Annotated in this window: 21 protein-coding genes; 6 read left to right on the top strand and 15 right to left on the bottom strand. The window is 62.0% G+C overall.

Annotated features, from left to right (window positions below):
- Positions 1-95 precede the first annotated feature (95 nt).
- The 3 genes from NKJ40_RS28790 (at position 96) to NKJ40_RS28780 (ending at position 1033) form a co-directional block, all read left to right on the top strand.
- Positions 96-266 carry a hypothetical protein gene (locus tag NKJ40_RS28790; RefSeq protein WP_352468954.1) on the top strand — a complete coding sequence of 57 codons (171 nt, stop codon included), beginning with the start codon at positions 96-98 and terminating at the stop codon, positions 264-266.
- Between the two features lie 94 nt (positions 267-360).
- Entirely contained in the window at positions 361-600 is a 240-nt protein-coding gene (locus tag NKJ40_RS28785; RefSeq protein ID WP_352468953.1) for a hypothetical protein, read from the top strand.
- 187 nt (positions 601-787) lie between these two features.
- The gene (locus NKJ40_RS28780; RefSeq protein ID WP_006328050.1) at positions 788-1033 is read left to right on the top strand and encodes a YMGG-like glycine zipper-containing protein; all 246 of its coding nucleotides are present in this window, start codon (positions 788-790) and stop codon (positions 1031-1033) included.
- Positions 1034-1132: 99 nt separating this feature from the next.
- On the opposite strand, the gene NKJ40_RS28775 is transcribed toward NKJ40_RS28780, so the two are convergent.
- From NKJ40_RS28775 to xylF, 4 genes are all read right to left on the bottom strand, one after another.
- A complete protein-coding gene (locus NKJ40_RS28775; protein WP_352468952.1) occupies positions 1133-2755 on the bottom strand; it encodes a CHASE domain-containing protein in 1623 nt (540 codons plus the stop codon).
- Between the two features lie 129 nt (positions 2756-2884).
- Positions 2885-3679, bottom strand: coding sequence for an ATP-binding cassette domain-containing protein (locus tag NKJ40_RS28770; protein WP_292655543.1), 795 nt, complete (start codon positions 3677-3679; stop codon positions 2885-2887).
- A gap of 77 nt (positions 3680-3756) precedes the next feature.
- Positions 3757-5085: a sugar ABC transporter permease gene (locus tag NKJ40_RS28765; protein ID WP_352468951.1), complete on the bottom strand. Its 1329-nt coding sequence runs from the start codon at positions 5083-5085 to the stop codon at positions 3757-3759.
- Between the two features lie 142 nt (positions 5086-5227).
- On the bottom strand, positions 5228-6268 hold the full coding sequence (gene xylF / locus NKJ40_RS28760; RefSeq protein WP_352468950.1) for a D-xylose ABC transporter substrate-binding protein: 1041 nt from the start codon (positions 6266-6268) through the stop codon (positions 5228-5230).
- 285 nt (positions 6269-6553) lie between these two features.
- Between xylF and NKJ40_RS28755 the strand changes: the two genes are divergently transcribed.
- On the top strand, positions 6554-7798 hold the full coding sequence (locus NKJ40_RS28755) for an ROK family protein (RefSeq protein WP_352468949.1): 1245 nt from the start codon (positions 6554-6556) through the stop codon (positions 7796-7798).
- Between the two features lie 9 nt (positions 7799-7807).
- Here the strand turns inward: NKJ40_RS28755 and phoB are convergent, their stop codons facing one another.
- From phoB to pstS, 6 genes are read right to left on the bottom strand one after another with little or no spacing between them, the layout of a single operon-like run.
- On the bottom strand, positions 7808-8497 hold the full coding sequence (phoB, locus tag NKJ40_RS28750; RefSeq protein ID WP_031212149.1) for a phosphate regulon transcriptional regulator PhoB: 690 nt from the start codon (positions 8495-8497) through the stop codon (positions 7808-7810).
- A 16-nt stretch (positions 8498-8513) separates the two neighbouring features.
- Positions 8514-9221, bottom strand: coding sequence for a phosphate signaling complex protein PhoU (gene phoU / locus NKJ40_RS28745; protein WP_352468948.1), 708 nt, complete (start codon positions 9219-9221; stop codon positions 8514-8516).
- A gap of 32 nt (positions 9222-9253) precedes the next feature.
- Complete coding sequence (gene pstB, locus NKJ40_RS28740; RefSeq protein WP_352468947.1) at positions 9254-10057, bottom strand: phosphate ABC transporter ATP-binding protein PstB; 804 nt, start codon at positions 10055-10057, stop codon at positions 9254-9256.
- A complete protein-coding gene (pstA, locus tag NKJ40_RS28735) occupies positions 10054-10905 on the bottom strand; it encodes a phosphate ABC transporter permease PstA (RefSeq protein ID WP_023678532.1) in 852 nt (283 codons plus the stop codon). Before pstA ends, pstB begins: the two co-directional genes overlap by 4 nt.
- A gap of 3 nt (positions 10906-10908) precedes the next feature.
- Complete coding sequence (gene pstC, locus NKJ40_RS28730; protein ID WP_352468946.1) at positions 10909-11898, bottom strand: phosphate ABC transporter permease subunit PstC; 990 nt, start codon at positions 11896-11898, stop codon at positions 10909-10911.
- A gap of 59 nt (positions 11899-11957) precedes the next feature.
- A complete protein-coding gene (gene pstS, locus NKJ40_RS28725; RefSeq protein WP_352468945.1) occupies positions 11958-13019 on the bottom strand; it encodes a phosphate ABC transporter substrate-binding protein PstS in 1062 nt (353 codons plus the stop codon).
- Positions 13020-13672: 653 nt separating this feature from the next.
- Here pstS and NKJ40_RS28720 point away from each other — a divergent pair.
- Positions 13673-14026 (top strand): hypothetical protein, encoded by a 354-nt coding sequence (locus NKJ40_RS28720; RefSeq protein ID WP_352468944.1) that lies wholly within the window; start codon positions 13673-13675, stop codon positions 14024-14026.
- 80 nt (positions 14027-14106) lie between these two features.
- Here NKJ40_RS28720 and NKJ40_RS28715 read toward each other — a convergent pair whose 3' ends face one another.
- On the bottom strand, positions 14107-15078 hold the full coding sequence (locus NKJ40_RS28715; RefSeq protein WP_352468943.1) for a DUF2865 domain-containing protein: 972 nt from the start codon (positions 15076-15078) through the stop codon (positions 14107-14109).
- 333 nt (positions 15079-15411) lie between these two features.
- Here NKJ40_RS28715 and NKJ40_RS28710 point away from each other — a divergent pair, with 333 nt between their 5' ends.
- Positions 15412-15627, top strand: a complete 216-nt coding sequence (locus NKJ40_RS28710) for a hypothetical protein (protein WP_352468942.1) — start codon at positions 15412-15414, stop codon at positions 15625-15627.
- A gap of 137 nt (positions 15628-15764) precedes the next feature.
- Here NKJ40_RS28710 and tolA read toward each other — a convergent pair whose 3' ends face one another.
- From tolA to NKJ40_RS28690, 4 genes are all read right to left on the bottom strand, one after another.
- Positions 15765-16169 carry a cell envelope integrity protein TolA gene (tolA, locus tag NKJ40_RS28705; protein ID WP_292655578.1) on the bottom strand — a complete coding sequence of 135 codons (405 nt, stop codon included), beginning with the start codon at positions 16167-16169 and terminating at the stop codon, positions 15765-15767.
- A gap of 364 nt (positions 16170-16533) precedes the next feature.
- Positions 16534-17397: a glutathione S-transferase family protein gene (locus NKJ40_RS28700; protein ID WP_352468941.1), complete on the bottom strand. Its 864-nt coding sequence runs from the start codon at positions 17395-17397 to the stop codon at positions 16534-16536.
- A gap of 27 nt (positions 17398-17424) precedes the next feature.
- Positions 17425-18006 carry a VOC family protein gene (locus tag NKJ40_RS28695; RefSeq protein ID WP_352468940.1) on the bottom strand — a complete coding sequence of 194 codons (582 nt, stop codon included), beginning with the start codon at positions 18004-18006 and terminating at the stop codon, positions 17425-17427.
- A gap of 418 nt (positions 18007-18424) precedes the next feature.
- Complete coding sequence (locus tag NKJ40_RS28690) at positions 18425-18865, bottom strand: SRPBCC family protein (RefSeq protein WP_352468939.1); 441 nt, start codon at positions 18863-18865, stop codon at positions 18425-18427.
- Positions 18866-19017 lie beyond the last annotated feature (152 nt).

Below are 19017 nucleotides of genomic sequence, written 5' to 3'. Positions count from 1 at the left end.
CTTAACCGACTGTTCACCATAAGGTCCGATCCTGTCCGAACGTGCCGATCCACCGGACATCGATTGAGTTTGGCACAATATGAAAGGAATGGGCCTTGACGGCTGCTGACTTGAACAGACTGGAACACGCCGCTCGCGTCTCGATGAGCGGTTTTCAGGATCCCGACGCGTCCGCAGCGCCCGCGCCTCGTGCTTCGCCCCTCCGCTTCGCCGCCGTCGCGCTTATGGCCGCGATCGTCCTGACCGCCGCGTCCCAGCTGATCTGATCGAGCTCGCCAAGGTCCGCCGCCGGCTTCCGCTGCTCACGTCTGCTTGATCGCTCTGTCGTCACAGGAACTTTGAGGGATTTTGGCTGTTTCCATGGCGAGAGGTTCCCGCCATGGAGCACATTCCGTCTTGCTGCTGGTTGTCGGCTGTTCGAATGCCATGACCGCGTGCCGCGAATTGCCGGCGCCGGTAAGCGTTTTCGAAACCACTGCCGAGTGCATGACCGCGCGCCCATTCGCGGTCATCGACCTGCAGGGCCAAGCCCAACATGTCGTCGCCAGATGCCTTGCCGTCGATCCGGCGCTCGAGGACGACTATGACAGCATCATCTAGAACGTGCGTCCCGACGGCACGCTCGATGCGTCCTTGGAGATTTCCGGGTTCGTGGTAGCATCGAACGGCGCACGCCCCGAAAAAGACTATCTTAATCAACAATGAAATCGTGCGGGCAAAGGCCGTACTTTCATGCTAAATGGCGGCTGGAGCTTATTAAAGTGAGGACAAAAGTGAGGATGACTCCATGCGGAAGATGATTATTGCCATGGTTGCCGTGGTTGCGGTCAGCGGCTGCACCACCACGGAAGAGAACGTGGGTATCGGCACTGTGGGCGGCGCACTCATTGGTGGCGCTGTCGGCGGCGGCAAGGGCGCTTTGATCGGCGCCGGCGCTGGTGCGATTGGCGGTCTGCTCGTTCGCCGTCTGCAAAATGGCTACTGCCAGTACAGAGATCGTCACGGCCGGATCTACACAGCTCGCTGCAACTAGTTTCGAGCTCCAGGCGAACAGCAAACGCGGAGGCAGGCCACCTGTCTCCGCGTTTGCCCTTTTAAGGCGCTGTTGCGACGCGGGTCATGAGACGGCGTTTCAGGCCGGCAGCGGAACCTTGATTTCGACGTTCAAGCCGTCTTCGCGAAAATCGCGCCTGATTGTGCCACGCAATTCGCGTGTGACATTGAGATCGATCAGTCTGGTGCCAAAACCGCTCTTTGCCGGTGTCTCGAGCTTCTTCTGACCGGCCTCACGCCAGTTGAGAGCCAATGTCCGGGCGCCGCCGCGGCCTTCGAGCGACCAGTCGACCTTCAGCGCACCGACTGAATTGCCGGCTTCGCCATGCTTCAGCGCATTCGTCGCCAGTTCGTGAAACACGAGGCCGAGTGCCTGCGTCGTCTTTTCGTCGAGAAGAACCTCCGGTCCCGACAACAGCCCTTCAGGAAGCTCGCTGCCGAACACCTGGCCAAGCTCGATGCGCAGCAGGTCGCCGAGATCGGCTTTCTGCCAGCGTGAGCGCGTCAACATGTCCTGGGAAGCCGCCATCGCCTGCAGCCGGGCCGAGAAAGACGTCGAGAATTCCTGGACGTCGGCGGTGTGCGATGCTGTCTGGCGCGCGATTGCCAGCACCCGCGTGATCGAGTTCTTGATGCGATGCTTCATCTCCTGCAGCATCAGGTCTTTTTCCAGCAGGCTCTTTTCGGTCGTTTCGTGAAGCAGCGAGACCGCCTCATAGGCCCGCTCCTGATAGCGGGCCACCAGCGCAATGGCGCCGGCAAGCAGCAGCCCGAACAATCCGAGCATCACCGGGATGGCGCGCGAGGAAGGTTGCGAGAAAGCACTTGTCGGCCTGAACAGGACGACCCACTGCCGGCCGGCGACGGTGATCTTGCGGGTGACCAGCAGCCTGTCGCCGAGGCTCGAAACAGGCGGCGTTTCCGACTGGAACAGCAGGTTGTCGCTGTCCACCGTGCCGTCATAGATCTCGGTGTTGACCGGCAGCAATGGTGCCCGGCTGAGCGCAGCCTGGAACAGGTCACGGGCGCGGAAGGCCGCATAAAGGAAGCCGGCAGTCGAGGATCTCGACGCGTTTACGGCGTCCGGCGCGGTTTCCACATTGAGCCGGACGAAGACGAGGAACCCGGCAAAGGTCTGCGCGGCACCCGTATCCTTGCCGAGCTCCACGAGCCCGCTGGCATGCTGCTGGTCGTCGGCCATCGCCTTTTCGATCGCCTCGCGCTGCACCGGCCCGGCAAACATGTCGTAGCCGATGCTGGATTTATTGGACGGATCCAGCGGTTCGAACAGCACGATGGGCGTACGCCACGGCAAGTTCGTGTCGGGATAGATCGGATGGCTTGCGCCGTGATCGTGCAGGATATCGCGCTCGACCGCGGCCTCGTTTCCCGTCTTCGCCAGGCGGAGGAAGCCGATGCCGCGGAGGCCAGCGAAATTATTGTCGATGTCGAGCGCTTTGAAGAAAGCCTTGAACTCGCCTTGCGAGATACCGCCATTGCGCGCGTCGAACAGCGCCCGGGTTGAGCGCAGCAGCGACAGGTCCAGGTCGATGCGGCTTTCAATCCGGTTAAGCGCGTCGTCGGCCGTCGCCTCGAATTTTATGCGGGCCGCCTCCTGGGTGGCAAAATAGGCAAAACCCGCCATCGTCAGGCTGATCAGCGCGACGGCGATGAAAGCAACGGTCGGAAAAAGCTTCTTCAATTGCGGATACGTCCCGTGGACGGTTCGGCATCTTTATGGGCAAGTCCCGACGCCAACACAATGGCGAGGCCAAAGCATGGTGACGGCTGGCACATTTTGGCGGCTTGTGATTAGCCGGCTAATTCTCGTTCATGCGGCGATCTTCAGGGCGCCCGGCCCCGGAATGGCGCCGGGTGGGCACTTGCCGAGGATGATCATGCCGAGCACTTCGTCCTGGGTGACGTCGGTCGTGCGTGCAGTGCCGACAACCCGACCGTTCTTCATGACGCAGACACGGTCGGCAAGCTCGAACACGTCATGGATGTCGTGGCTGATCAGGAAAATGCCGATGCCGTCGGCCTTGAGCTGCCTGACCAGTTCGCCGACCTGCGCCGTCTCTTGCGGCCCGAGTGCCGCCGTCGGCTCATCCATGATCAGGATGCGGGCGTTGAACAGGATGGCGCGGGCGATCGCAACCGACTGCCGCTGGCCGCCTGAAAGCTTTACAACCGGCTCCTTGAAGCGTTGGAACCGCGGATTGAGCCTGCCCATCACCTTGCGCGCCTCGGCCTCCATGGCGACGTCGTCGAGCGTACCCCAGCCGGTCATCAGCTCGCGGCCGAGAAACAGGTTGGCGGCCGCATCGACATTGTCGGCCAGCGCCAGCGTCTGGTAGATCGTCTCGATACCGTACTTCTTGGCGTCGCGGGGATTGGATATCGAAGCCTCCTCGCCGTTGACGAAAATCTGGCCCGCATCGCGCTTGTAGGCGCCGGACAGGATTTTTATCAACGTCGATTTGCCGGCACCGTTGTGTCCGAGCAAAGCCATCACCTCGCCCGGGAAAAGGTCGACAGAGGCATCGTCGACGGCGCGAATGCCGCCGAAGGCGATCGAGATGTTGCGCATGTCGATCAGCGGCGTGGGAGCGGTCTTGTCTGCCATGCTTGTTCTTCCTCCCTATAGATCCTGCTTGAGCATCAAGTTATGCAAAAACCGGTTTCCACCTTGCGGGATCATGCTCAGACCCGTTTGCGATAGACGGTATCGAGCCACACCGCGACCACCAGCACGGCGCCGACAACGATGCTCTGCAGCGGCGAATCGATGCCGAGCAGCACCATGCCGGATTGCAGCGACTGCATCAAAAGCGCGCCGAGCATGGCGCCGAGCACGGTGCCAGAGCCGCCGGCGAGCGACGTACCGCCGATCACGGCCGCCGCGATGACCAGGAGTTCATCCAGGGTCCCCAGCGCATTGGTCGACGCATTGAGGCGGGCCGATGCGATTGCCGCACTTATCGCGGCCAGCACGCCCATGATCATGAACACCTTCATGGTCACCCAGCGCGTGTTGATGCCGGCGAGTTCCGCCGCTTCCGGGTTGCCGCCAATGGCAAAGACATAGCGGCCGAAACGTGTGCGTTTGGTGATGAAGGTCATGACGATGCCGACTGCGACAGCGATCAGCACCGGTATGGCGATGCCATGGGCGATGAACAGCCCGCCTTGGGGGAGGGTGATGCCGTTCCGCTGGGCGTACTGGCGAACGATGCCGATCGGCCAGGGATAGGAATTGGCGATCCAGACAGCGCCGAGGATGGCGGCACAGGCGACAACACCGAGCAGGGTCTCCGCCCAGACGGGGCGCAGCGGAAATTTGAACCGCTTGCGCTGCGACCGGCCGTTGAGCAGCATGAAGGCGACGCCCACACAGGCGAGAATGCCGACGATCCAGCTTGCGGTTGCGCCGATCGAGCCACGCGGCCCGCCGCCCATGAGCTGGAAGGTGGCGTCGAGCGGCGCGACGGTGCGCCCGCTCGTCATCAACCATGCCATGCCGCGCCAGACCAGCAGGCCGCCCAGCGTCACGATGAAGGCCGGAACCTCAAGATAGGCGATGATAAAGCCCTGGAACGCGCCGATCAGGAGGCCGAGCACCAGGCCGGCGGCCAGTGCGATGACCCACAGCCAGGGGCTGCCAAGCTGAAATCCCATGACGCGGACGAGGAATTCGGCCTGCGCCACGCCCATCACCATGCCGATCACGCCTTCCACCGAACCGACGGAAAGATCGATGTTGCGCATCACGATGACCAGCACCATGCCTGTCGCCATGATCGCCACCGAGGAGGTCTGCACCGAAAGATTCCAGAGATTGCGCGGCGTCAGGAAGAGCCCGCCCGACAATATGTGGATCCCGACCCAGATGACCAGCAGCGCGCCGACCATGCCGAGCATGCGCGTGTCGAGTTCGGTTGCCTTGAGAAATCGGGCAACGATGCCGAGCTCGGATTCCCGCGCCCGGTCTGCCGTGCTGTCGACCGGCGTGTTGGAAGTCGTGTCGGTCATCGTGTTTCTCCCGCCGGGTTGCCGTCTGCCGCGGATGCCGGAAGCAGCCTAGAAGTTATCCGCCGAAAGCGGAAAAACAACTCTTGTTGAAAAAACGCCGCGGCGAGCGGCCGCGGCGTTCGGACTTCTCGGAAACGTCGGCTCAGTTGCAGACTGCAACAGTGCCCGCCGCCACGCCGGCGCAGACCTCTTCTTTCTTGATCCAGCCGGCGTCGATGACGACGTTAAGGTTATCCTTGGTGATGGCGACCGGGGTCAGGAACAGCGACTTGACGGTATTGCCGCCGGGCGTGGTGAAATCCTTCACGCCGGCAATGTCGGTCATCTGCTTGCCGTCGGCCAGTTGCGAGGCGATCTCGGCGGCGTTCTTGCCAAGCTGGCGCGCGTCCTTCCATACCGACACGGTCTGTGTGCCGAGCGCGATGCGGTTCAGCGCGGCGTGGTCGCCGTCCTGGCCCGAAACCGGAACCGATCCGGCCAGCCCTTGCGCCGTCAGAGCGGCGACGACACCGCCGGCAGTGCCGTCGTTAGCGGCGACCACGGCATCGACCTTGTTGTCGTTCGCGGTCAGGAACTGTTCCATGTTTTTCTGAGCGTTGGCCGGCAGCCAGCCGTCGGTATAGGCCTCGCCGACATTCTTGATCTTGCCGCTGTCGATAGCGTCCTTCAGCACTTCCATCGAACCGGCAAACAGGAAATCGGCATTCGGATCGGCGCCCGAGCCCTTGATGAAGACGTAGTTGCCTTCCGGCTTCACCTTGAACACTTCGCGGGCCTGCATGCGGCCGACTTCCTTGTTGTCGAAGGTCAGGTAAAAGACGTCCTTGTTCTCGATCAGCCGGTCGTAGCCGACAACCGGAATACCTTCGTCCAGCGCCTTTTGCACGGCTGGCCCGATGGCCGAGGCGTCCTGCGCCAAGATGATCAGTGCGTTGGCGCCCTGCGAGATCAGGCTCTCGACGTCGGTGAGCTGCTTGCCGGGGTTGGACTGTGCGTCGGCGGAAATATACTTGTCGCCGGCGGCCTCGATGGCCGCCTTCATTGCGGCCTCGTCCGTCTTCCAGCGCTCTTCCTGGAAGTTCGACCAGGAAACGCCGATCACCTTGTCTTTAGCCTGCGCCACCGACGCCAGCGCCAGCGTCATGGCGACACCCGCCAGAATGGCGGTCGTGAATTTCTTCATCATATCCTCCCTGCGCCGCGTACGGCGTGACCAATTGGCTCAAAGACCAGCTTAGAAGCTCTAATTTTTTCGAGCCTCGAAAAAATACTGGCCCGATCTCCGGCTGCTGTCAACATCGATTCTGATGGATTTTGATGACTCTGCGAGTTTTTTCGAGCGTCGGAATAAACGATGACAGCGCCACCGGCATCTGACACTATTTGCCTGCATCCGACACTATTTGTCGGACATTACCGACGGCTTCCGGTTCATGAGCGGCCGCGGCAACCGGGAGGAAAGCAAACGATGTCGGTCGGAATCCGCCATGACGATTTGCGCCGGCGCAACCGGGCGATGGTGATCTCGGCGGTGCGCCGGGCCGGCCAGCCATCGCGTACTGAGATCGCAGCAACCACCGGCCTCAGTCATTCGACCATATCGGCGATCTCCTCCGACCTGATACGGGAAGGCATCCTCGCCGAGAGCAAGGCAAGTGAGCCCGTTTCGTTGAAACGCGGTCGTCCGCAGGTCGGCCTCGCCCTCAACCCGGAAGCGGCGGCGGTGCTGACCGTGGTTTTGTCGCTGAATTTCCTGTCGGCCGCCATTATCGACTATGCGGGACAGGTGGTCGCCGAGGAACAGCGCCGGCTGGACACGCTGACCATGCCGCGCGACGAACTGATCCGCGAATGCATGGCCATCGTCCGGCGCCGGCTCGAGGATCCAGACCTTGACGTCCGCAGTGTCGCCCGCATTGCCCTGGCGATTCAGGGCATTACCGACTCCCCTGCACGCGCCCTGCTGTGGTCGCCGATCACGCCGCAGACCGATATCGCCTTTGCCGACATGCTGGAGGACGAATTCGGCATCCCGGCCACGGTGGAGAACGACTGCAATATGATGGCGGTGGCTTTGCGCTGGCGCGATCCGGATCGCTATCGCGACGACTTCATCGCCATCCTGCTTTCGCACGGCATCGGCATGGGGCTGGTGCTCAAGGGCGAGCTGTTCACCGGCACGCATTCCTCGGGCGGCGAGTTTGGCCACATGATCCATCGTCCGGGCGGCGCGCTCTGCCGTTGCGGACGACGCGGCTGCATCGAGGCCTACGCCGGCAATTACGCCATCTGGCGCAACGCCAGGCAGATGAGCGAAGACAGCGAACCCATCGCCGACGTCAGCGACGCCGACATGCGCGCACTGGCGGCCCGGGCACGCGAGAAAGATGGGCCGGAACGCGAGGCCTACCGCAAGGCCGGCGAAGCGCTGGGTTTCGGTCTCGGCTCGCTGTTCGCGCTGATCGATCCGGCGCCGGTCGCGATGGTCGGCGCCAGTGCCGCCGCCTTCGATCTGATCGAGCCGGCCTTGCGCCAGGCCATCGCCCAGACCGCCGGCGGCCAGCATTCGGGCTCGATCTCCTTCGACACCGAACCAAACGAATTGCCGCTGATCCGCGAAGGCTGCGCGATGCGGGCGTTAAGCTTCGTCGACCAGGAGATTTTCGCGCCGGGCGCGCAAATGAGGCCCGGCGTCAGAAAGCACGTAGCCTGACCAGGCGGGTCAATCTTCCCTGATCGCATAACCGGCACCGCGGATGGTGCGGATGACATCCGGCATGCGGCCGTTGTTGACGGCTTTGCGCAGCCGGCCGACATGGACGTCCACTGTGCGTTCGTCGATGTAGATTGTCTCGCCCCAGACATTATCGAGCAACTGGCTGCGCGAGAAGACGCGGCCCGGATGCCGCATCATGAACTCGAGCAGCCGGAATTCGGTCGGCCCGAGCCTGATCTCGCTCTTCTTGCGATAGACCCTGTGCGATTCGCGATCGAGCACGATGTCGCCGACCTTCAGCACGCTGGACAGCACTTCAGGCTTGGCGCGGCGCAGCAGCGCCTTGACCCTGGCCATGAATTCCGGTGTCGAAAACGGTTTGACCAGATAGTCGTCGGCGCCGGTCGAAAGACCGCGCACCCTGTCGCTCTCCTCGCCGCGCGCGGTCAGCATGATGATCGGCAGCCGCTCGGTTTCGGGGCGCACCCGCAACCGGCGGCAGAGCTCGATGCCGGAAACCGCTGGTATCATCCAGTCGAGCACCAGAAGGTCGGGCACATTCTCCTGCAAACGGATCTCGGCTTCGTCGCCGCGTGTCACCACCTCGACCTGGTAGCCTTCGGATTCGAGATTGTAGCGGAGCAGCACACCCAACGGCTCCTCGTCCTCCACCACCATTATGCGTGGTGCGATCATCGGCTGGGCACCCCCATCATGTCACCGGTGCGGACATTGTCGTTTCGTCCTGCTTCGGACGATTGACCGGCAATTGCTCCCCGGTCAGCACATAATACGCATTTTCGGCGATGTTGGTGACATGGTCGCCGATCCGCTCCAGATTCTTGGCGCAGAACAGCAGGTGCGTGCAAGCGGTGATGTTGCGCGGATCTTCCATCATGTAGGTCAACAGCTCGCGGAACACGGACGTGTATTTGACGTCGATGCGCTCGTCGGCGGCACGCAGCTTGGCCAACCCGGCCGCATCGCCTGCAGCATATTCCTCGATGACGCCCTGCACCTGGATGAGCACCAGCTGCGCCATCGCGTCGATGGAATGCGACAGGTCGCGCGGTGTGACGTTGAGGCCGACCGCACTCACACGCTTGGCGATATTCTTGGCAAGGTCGCCGATGCGTTCCAGGTCGCCGGCCATACGGATCGCTCCGACCACATGGCGAAGATCGTGGGCCATCGGCTGGCGTTTGGCGATCAGGGTGATGGCGCGATCGTCCAGTTCGCGCTGACGCGCATCCATGATGGCGTCGTCGGAAACGACGCGTTGCGCCAGCACATTGTCGGAATTCAACAGGGCCTTGGTTGCCCCGCCGACCATCGAACCGGCGAGGTCGGCCATGTCGCGGATCAGCTTGCTGATCTGCTCGAGATCCTCGTCGAAAGAAGCGACTGTGTGTTCGCCCATGGTCCTGTCCTCATATGCATGATCGGAACGGCTCAGCCGAAGCGGCCGGTGATGTAGTCCTGCGTGCGCTTCTCGCGGGGCGACGTGAAGATCTTCTCGGTCCGGTCGAACTCGACCAGTTCACCCAGATACATGAAGGCGGTCTGGCGCGACACGCGCGCCGCCTGCTGCATGTTGTGGGTGACGATGACGATCGTGTAGTCGGCTTGCAATTCGTCGATCAGTTCCTCGATCTTTGCGGTCGACAACGGGTCGAGTGCGGACGCCGGTTCGTCGAGCAGAATGACTTCCGGCTTCACGGCCACGGTGCGGGCGATGCAGAGCCGCTGCTGCTGGCCGCCGGACAGGCTCAAGCCGCTGGCGTTGAGCTTGTCCTTGACCTCGCTCCACAGCGCGGCGCGCTTCAATGCCTGTTCGACGCGGCCGTCCATCTCGGATTTGCCGAGATTCTCATAGAGCCTGACGCCGAAGGCGATGTTCTCGTAGATCGACATCGGGAACGGTGTCGGCTTCTGGAACACCATGCCGATCTTGGTCCTCAGGAGGTTGAGATCCTGCGACCGGTCGAGAATGTTCTGGCCGTCGAGCAGCACCTGGCCCTCGGCCGTCTGTTTCGGGTAGAGCTCGTAGATGCGGTTGAACACACGCAGCAGCGTCGATTTCCCGCAGCCCGAAGGCCCAATGAAGGCCGTGACACTGCGCTCGGGCAGCGACAGGCTGATGTCCTTTAGCGCCTTGCTCTGGCCGTAGTAGAAGTTGAGGTTCTTGACCTCGATCTTCGTCTTCTCGGCGACCGTTTCGGTCATCGTCATGTCCGGGGACAACATCTGTGTCATCTGTCCTCTCTGCGTCCGGTAAGGCTGCGGGCGAGGATGCTCAAGCCCAGAACCGTCAGGGTGATTATGAGTGCGCCGGTCCACGCCAGCTGCTGCCATTCCTCGTAAGGGCTGAGAGCGAACTGGAAGATGGTCACCGGCAGGCTGGCCATCGGCGCGTTGATATTGCTGCTCCAGAACTGGTTGTTGAGCGCGGTGAAGAGCAGCGGCGCCGTCTCGCCGGAAATGCGTGCTATCGCCAGCAATATACCGGTGACGATGCCGGACAATGCGGCGCGATAGGCGACCGAACGGATCACCACCCAGCGCGGCGCGCCGATCGCGGCACCGGCTTCACGCAACGCGTTCGGTACCAGGTTGAGCATGTCTTCAGTGGTGCGCACGACCACCGGAATGACCAGGATGGCAAGCGCCACGGCGCCGGCAATGGCCGAGAAATGTCCCATTGGCCGCACCATCAGCTCATAGACGAACAAGCCGATGATGATCGACGGCGCCGACAACAGGATGTCGTTGATGAAGCGGACGACGGTGGTGATGCGCGAAAAGCGCCCATACTCGGCCATGTAGGTTCCCGCCAGCACGCCGATCGGCGTGCCGACCACAACGGCGATGATCGTCATCAGCAGGCTGCCCGCGATGGCATTGAGCAGGCCGCCGGCCTCGCCGGGTGGTGGCGTCATCTCGGTGAAGACCGCGAGCGAAAGCCCGGCCGTACCCTTATAGACCAGCGCGCCGAGGATGAGCGCCAGCCAGGCAAGCCCGATGCCGGCGGCGACGACGCAAAGCGCCATCATCACCGAATTCCTGGCTTTGCGGCGGCTGTGGAGCGATGAGGATGTCGACATCGGTCAGGCTCCCGTACGGGCGTCGATCCGCATCAGCATATAGCGGGCGGCGGCAAGGATCAGGAAGGTGATGACGAACAGGATCAGGCCGAGCGAAACCAGCGAGGAGGTGTAGAGGTCGCCGTCGGCCTCCGTGAATTCATTGGCGATGGTCGCCGAGATCGTCGTGCCCGGCGCGAACAGAGAGGCACTGATGCGGTGCGCGTTGCCGATGACGAAGGTCACCGCCATGGTCTCGCCGAGCGCCCGGCCGAGACCAAGCATGACGCCGCCCATGATGCCGATGCGGGTATAGGGAATGACCACGCGCCGGGTCACTTCCCAGGTCGTGCAACCGATGCCGTAGGCCGATTCCTTCAGCACCGCCGGCACCGTATCGAAGACATCTTTGGTGATCGAGGTGATGAAGGGCAGCACCATGATGGCGAGGATCAGCGCCGAGGTCAGAAGGCCGATGCCGTAAGGAGGGCCGGCGAAAAGGCTGGATAGTCCCGGCACGCCGTGGAAGATGTTGATGATGAAGGGCTGTATCGTCGTCTGCAGGAACGGCGCGAACACGAACAGGCCCCAGATACCATAGATGATCGAGGGAATGCCGGCCAATAGCTCGACCGCTATGCCGATCGGGCGCCTGAGCGGGCGCGGGCAGAGCTCGGTGAGAAACACGGCAATGCCGATGCCGATCGGGACCGCGATCAGGATGGCGATGGCCGCCGTTACCAGGGTGCCGTAGATCGGCGCCAGTGCGCCAAATTTTTCCGTGACCGGATTCCAGCTTTCAGTCGTCAGGAAGGAGAAACCGAAGGCCGACAGCGCCTGCCATGAGCCGGCAAACAGCGAGATCGCGACACCGCCGAGGATGACCAGCACCAGAATTGCGGAAGCGCGGGTGAGTCCGCGGAATATGGCATCTGTGAGCGCGAAGCGCCGCACCGTAGCTTCCCTCGCCCGGGCTGCTGCAGATGATGGCATGGCATCGGAAGCGATGGTCATTAGGTCCTCGCGATTGAAGGCAACAGGGAGGGCGCCGTCGACGCCCTCCCTGAAGGAGATTACATAGCCGAGTAGAGCGGCTTGCCGTCGCTGCCGACGACTTCCTTGGCCCACATCGCCTTGACGCTCTCTACCACCTTGTCGGGCATCGGAACGTAGTCCAGCTCGCCGGCCATCTCGTCGCCCTTGTCATATGCCCAGGCGAAGAATTTAAGGGCTTCGGCGGTGGTCGCGGCGTCGTCCGGCTTCTTGTACAGGAGTATCCACGTGGCCGCCGTCATCGGCCAGGACTCGGCGCCCGGCTCGTTGGCGAGGATCACGCCATAGCCCGGCTGCGAGCTCCAGTCGGCATTGGCCGCTGCCGCCGAGAAGGCCGCCGCGGCAGGCTCGACCTTCTTGCCGTCCTTGTTGATCATGTCGGTGTGGGTGAGCTTGTTCTGCTTGGCATAGGCGTATTCGACATAGCCGATCGCGCCGCCGGTCTGGGAGACGTTGTTGGCAACGCCCTCATTGCCCTTGGCGCCGATGCCAACGGGCCATTCCACGGCCTTGTCGACGCCGACCTTTTCTTTCCAGTCCGCGCTGACGTCGCCGAGGTAGTATGTGAAGTTGAACGTCGTGCCCGAACCATCGGAACGGTGAACGACCGCTATCGCTTGCGAAGGCAGCTTGACGTCGGGATTGAGCTTCTTGATCGCCTCGTCATCCCAGCTCGTGATCTTGCCGAGGAAGATGTCGGCCAGCGTCGGGCCGTCGAGAACCAACTCGCCCGGCTTGATGCCTTCGAGGTTGACGACGGGAACGATGCCGCCCATCACCATCGGGAACTGAGCCAGTCCGGACGCTTCAAGCTCTTCGCCTTTCAGCGGCGCATCCGAAGCGCCGAAGGTCACGGTCTTGGCCTTGATCTGCTTGATGCCGCCGCCGGAACCGATCGACTGGTAGTTAAGGCCAAACCCTGTGTCTTTCTTGTAGGTGTCGGCCCACTTCGCATAGATCGGGTAGGGGAAGGTGGCGCCGGCGCCGGAGATGTCCGCGGCGAGCGCGGCGGACAGGGTGAGGGTGGTCGTCGCCGCAGCCATTGCAATCGCAACGGCCGCCGAGCGGATGAAATGTCTCATGTGGCCTGCTCCTGTTCGGAATATGGTCTCTCGGCGCCATTCCTCCGGCGCCCGCTGAGGCCAATAGCCCCCGATTATTACAGTCGCATGACAGTTTCATGTCGCTCCGGTAACGTCGTCCAGCCGGGTTAAGAAGGAGCGGCCGCGGCCTTTGTCGGCATGGGCCGCGGTTTGCCGCTGGAATCAGCAGCTTGCGTGAATTCCGGCCGGCATCGTCTGCTCGGCGATCGCAGCCACCGGCTTTAAAAGAAAAAAGCCGGACGGGAGCGCGTTGCATGCAGCCAGAACGTGTCATGGCCGCGCCATCGCCGAAACAGGTCCGTTGGGGTAAATCTGACCCTGTTTCTTGCCGGCGGTCGCTGCTCCCGCCCGTAACTGGAGGAGCGGAACTTCGAATATCCCATTGTCGCCACTGAGCACGGCTTTGGTATGGTGCGATCGCACCATGGCCTTACGCTGGAAGCGTTGACGAATCGCAAGGTTCTAACTCGCGCTGGACCTCCATCCGCGCCCGACCCGGCGCTCGATTTTCGAGCAAGGCGTTCGACTGGAAGTGCGACGACTTCTACTTCACCCTATCTACTCCCTTCGCCCTATTCCGCCGGTTGTCGGTTAGGCCGAAGCGGCGTTATAAGCTTGCAGGGGTATTGCTGATGTTTCGACGGATTCTGCCTGTCTTCCTGTGCCTGGCGCTGCCTCTGGGAAGTGGCTGCGCGCGCAGCTATGACGGCACCGTGATCATTCCCAAGCCGCTCGATGTTCGCCGTTTCTGGGACCGGCCTTCGCCGCAGGCGCAAGCCGAACAGTCGCAGTTGGAGACCGACGTCTTTCCAGTGGCGCCGCAAACGCCGAAAAGGCCGGCGGTGCGCAGGAGCGCAGCTTCAGTTGCAGCGCCGCGGAGGAGGGTCGCCAACAACCCGCCCATGCTGTCGCCGGAGCCGACGAAGCCGCTAACCTGCAGGAACGTCAGCGAGCCCGGCAAACGGGCCCGCATGGTCTGCGAATAACCCGCCGACGTCGGTCGACGCGCGCCTCCAGGCCTTGAAGCGGCTATCCGGCCAGCCGTTCGCCGTTTCGCCCGCCTAGGTCAGTCCGCCGGAAAAAAGGCCGGGCCGACCACTCTCACCGGCCGCACGCCAACCGCTCTTTCGATCGACTGATGCAGGGCAGCCCCCTGCACCTCGGTAATCGGCGTTTTTGCCTCTGCGGGAGCGGCACCGGCGGTTTCGATCCCGGACTCAGGAATTTCCGCGACGATGCCAAAATCCGGCTTTGCCGTAGGCAACGGAATGACGGCGTTGGTCATGTTGGCCGGTGTCACGGTTCGTGCCCTGAGTTCGGCGACGCGCCGGTAATAGCGCTTGACGTCACAGGCCTTGAAGTTCGCGTCGTCGCGGTACCGGAACGCGGCAGGTAGCTCCACATAGGGCTTTCCCGACTCGAGCGCGATCATCTCTTCGGTCTCGCGAGTGGCGTCGCTCAGCGTATAGAGGTCGACGCCGGCATCGTCGCAGATATAGCGGCACTGATCGACCGTTTCCTTCAGATCGTCGCTCTTGGCGAACTGCGATTTTGGCGCGGGGAAGAAATATCCGTCCGACAAGCGAACGCAAAACAGCATCCGATTGCCGCCAATTGTTGCGCCTGCGGACTGGGTTTTGGGTGCTGTGCGCTGCTGCGCCGGTTGTTTCTTGGCAGCGGGGGCGGCGCAGCCCAGCGCGACAAACCTGGCCTTCAATCCGGACGTGTCCCTGCCCGAATTCGACAGTCTGGCGATCTGCCGTTGCACCTCCGCCTTGCTGCTGACCAGGTCGGCGCAGGGATTGAAGAAGAAGCCGGCCGTTTTCGCCGTGCACCTGCGTTGTCTCTCCAGCTTTTGAATCGCGGCGAGTTGCCGGCGCAGTTGGGCAAGCTCGGGGCTGGTCCCGCCGCCGCGCCCCGTCGAAAGCAATTGGCTCCTGATGGCGCCGCAGCTATCCGCATAAGAGGAGGACGTACCGAGCGCAACGGCTATTGCCAACACCAGCATCAAAATCGTGAGAGGCCAGAAGCGTGTCATTGGAACGACCATTGTCCTTGTTGCGCCGAGAACAGGATTTCTTTGTCGACTATGGATAAGTACTGGCTAAATCAGTTTTATCTAATCAAAGTGGCCCACACCGCCGGCAGAGACTTTAGTTCTAGTGTATTATATCCACTGACGTAAATTCAATATTACATTTTTATTTCAAGATTGAGACGAACCGGCAGCAACGCCGGCGGACGCGCGCCACGGCGAAGTTTGATGCGCGCGGCTGGTTCCGCAGCGCGATCAATCCGGCGTTACCGGCCGGCCGTTGCTGAAACCTTAGCCCCAAGTTCGGCGTTGAACGGCCAAAGGAGGAGACCGCAAATGTCGATCCACTTCACTGTCGCGGACCTGACCAGGAATCTGTTCCATTCACTTGGGTTGGACCATGAACGCGCACCGAGGCCACTCGACCACGAGCAGAGGCTTTTGCTGGAGTGCTATCTCGCCGGCCAGATACCGGAATCGGCCTGGAGCGACTATGTCTTCGAGATGCCGGAACTGGCGCGACATGTCGAGGCCAGACGAAGCCGCCACTAAAGCGCATCGCGGTCGATCGGGCCTCACGCGACGCGCTTAGGTTCTTGTTTTATGCATGTCGTTGTCGCAAAACCGCTGCACACTTTTACGCGACATGCACTAGATCCCGAAAAGCGGAATCCGGTTGTCGGAAAAGATCAAGGCGAAGCCTGCACTCGCGTTGCAGGCTGTTTTTGTTTGGGCGAGTTGAATTGCAGAGTGAACACCTTGCCCGGGATGCCCTCAGCCAGCGCCGGTGAAAGGCTCAACGGCAGGCAGTGGTCCACGGCCGCAATCGCTGCATCGACAAAAGCCTGCCGTGCCTTCTCGTCGCCGGCCACGCGGATGGCGGTCGGCTTGGGCCTGCCGATCAGCGTGCCATTGCGCCTGAAGCTGAAGCTCAGGGTGACGGTGGAATTCCCGGCATTCGACGGCGGGGTCCAGCACGCCTGGATGGCAGCCCCGACCTCGGGCATGGTGTTGAGCGTCGCTGCATTCGATTGACCGGCTGCACCCGCCAGCATGGCGCCTGCAACCGCCATCATTCCGGCAATGCATTTCATGACAGGGCCTCTGTTCTTGAACCGCCCTCGAGGACGGGACTAACTTCGATGGTAGGGCCGACATCGGCGATGACAAGATGGCGGCAACGCGCTTCGTCAGCCATGCAGGCGTCGTGAAGCGCCGACAGCCGCAACTTCGGCGGGCTGCAACAAGCAAAAGGCCGGCGAGCAGCCGACCTTTGCTTTCCATCCGCGCCAGTACATCCGTGGTCGCGGGCTGGAGGTAAATACCAGTAGAAAGGGTTTCGGTTAACGAAACCTTAAGCTCCCCACATCGTGCAAACAGGGGAGAGTAAAAAAGAATTATCCCAGATCATTACCGGCTCCTGCAGAACGTGCGGACGATCGCCGGCCTGCACGTGCCTCAGGCATTGGCCTGCGACCGCACATAGGCGATATAGCCGCGCACATCGCCGGCCGGCTCGGCATAGGCCTTGCCGAGCTTTTTCTCGATCGCCGCCATATAGTCTTTTGCCCATTCGGGCAGCGCATAGTCGATGACGGCGAGGAATTCGAGCGTCGCCGCCAGGCGGATGTCGGCGATCGACGGGTTCTTGCCGCCGATGAACGGCTTGCCGTTCCTGAAGAAGCTGTGAAACACCTCCAGCGGCTCGGCTATCGCTTCTATAGCGGCCTTCTGGGCTTCCGACTTCTTGTCGGGGTGGGCGTCGCTGTGGCCGACCTCGCCGGCATATTGCGGGAAATTCAGTGCAGGATAAGTGGCGCGCGCCACGTAGGGGTAGAGCGTCCCGATCAGGTAGAACATGGCACTGTCGATCATTGCCCGCTTGGCCGGCGCCTTGGGATATAGTTTCTCCAGCCCGTGCTTGTTGGCGAGGTACTGCATGATGGCGCAGCTTTCCCACAAGACACCTCTCGGCAGGCTCTTGTCCTCGATCATCGGCGTCAAATGGGCCGGGTTTCGCGCCATATATTCGGGCGAGCGCGTATGGCCCCATACGTCGGTCTCGGAATGGTCGAGCCCGGCGGCGCGTGCAAACACCCGAACGCTCATATTGTTGACGCTCGGCTTCAGCATGCTGAGCATCAGCGCCGGCTTTTTCGCCGGTTTCGCCTTGGCCTTCGCGGCCTTTTTGGCGGAGATCTTTGCCGCCGGCTTTGCCACTTTCGCCGCTGACTTGACGGCAGCCTTGGCCGCCGGCTTCGCTCCTGGCTTGGCTGCCTTGGCGGCGGGCTTTTTCGCACTCTTCGTTGCTGTCTTTGCCATTATGTCCTCCCTTTGTTTGGCGTGTCGTCAGTATGGATTTTTCGGTGCGCGATCCTCCGACAAGGTTGCGCGCGAGCGCTCGACAAGCGCTTGGATCGCATCGGCAAGGTGCACTTCGGCGATGTTGTAGTCGCCGCGCGCGAGGCGGATCTTGTGCGCCTGCATCAGCACGTCGGCATGGGTGAAGCCCGCCGGCGGCGCGAAACGGTAGGAGGCGAGCTCAATCAGCAGGCCGAGCGGATCCTCGAAATAGATCGAGTCCATGAAGCCGCGATCCTTGACGCCGCTGTGCTTGATGGCGCGCTCGTCGAGCCGGGCGACCGCCTGCAAAAAGGTGACGCGCGACACCGCGAAAGCGATGTGATGGACGCAGCCAGTATCGGTTGGCGTGCGCCGTTTGACCGGCGTGCGGCTCTCGTCAGTGAAGACGGTGATCAGCCGGCCGTCGCCCGGATCGAAATAGAGATGGCTTTCGCTGGCTTTGTCGAGATTGGGCTGCTCGAAGATGAAGGGCATGCCGAGCACGCCTTCCCAGAAATCGATGGAAGTCTGGCGCCCGGCGCCGACCAGCGTGATGTGATGGACGCCATGCGATTGCAGTTTTTGCATCTGACTCCTCCCGGCCACGCCGTCTTGCCGCCGAACGGAAGTTCGGATGCCCAGTCGCGCTTGGATCAGCGCCCGGCATGTGACCGCGCCCGGCCTCGCTCGCCTGCGCTCCGCATTCCGCATCCTGCAGGAGTGCGGCCGGAGCTTTGATGAACGGATGCTAATTCAATCCGAGGCGTTGCGCCAGAAGCGCTGAGCTTCAAGAACTCCACGCAGGCGCCAAGAGCGGCACCGGGATCGCGGACGCCTTCGCCGAGCTCGCCGAAACGATCCGTCGCCGGCAGCTGTAATGGTGCGGCAGCCCGCAGGTCGCTGGGTTTCCCGAGCGGCCGGTTTGGCGACAGCAGGTCAAAGGGGCCTCGTTGACGCATGCCGCGCCTGGTTCGGATTACGGGCATCCGCGGCCCTTAGATGAAAATCACATATTCTTCATCGGCACGTCGGGATCGACATGTCCCCCATCGGCAGCGATCTTCAGCCTTGAGAGGTAGTGGTCCCATCCCCTTCGGTGGCTGCCACGCTCCTTTGCGTTCGGCAGTCCGCTGTGCGTGAAGCGGATCAGTGTCCCCGCATCCCTCGCGATCAGGTCGATCTCGACATGGCTGGAGCCGGGCGGCACGGTCTCGTTGTCTTCCCAGCCAAAGCTGTAGGCAAGACGGTGGACCGGGATCACCTCGGTGAACTCACCGCGCGCCATATGGCGACCACCGACATTGACGAGGAACAGACCGCCCGGCGTTGCATCCAAATTCGCTTCGGTCCCGATCCATCGCACGATTTGGTCCGGATCCGTCAAAAGCGCGAACACGGTCGCTTGTGGCGCGGCGACCTCAATCTCTGTGTAAACCGATTCCGCCATCGCTCACTCCAGGTCACATCCGCATCGAATGCCGTGCATGATTGAAGCGAATGTGGTTAGAGCAGAATCTGATCACTCAGGCTCGTATCCTGCGGCGCAGAAGTAGTTTGAGCACTCCTCGGCGGTGAAGCGTGGCAAGGCGTCGCGGATTG

Origin of the sequence: Mesorhizobium sp. M0119, assembly GCF_040322615.1 — a bacterium.
In the GTDB taxonomy this organism is placed as follows: Bacteria; Pseudomonadota; Alphaproteobacteria; order Rhizobiales; family Rhizobiaceae; genus Mesorhizobium.
Note: the sequence above shows the minus strand (reverse complement) of the source record. Positions and strands in the feature narration are given on the sequence as shown.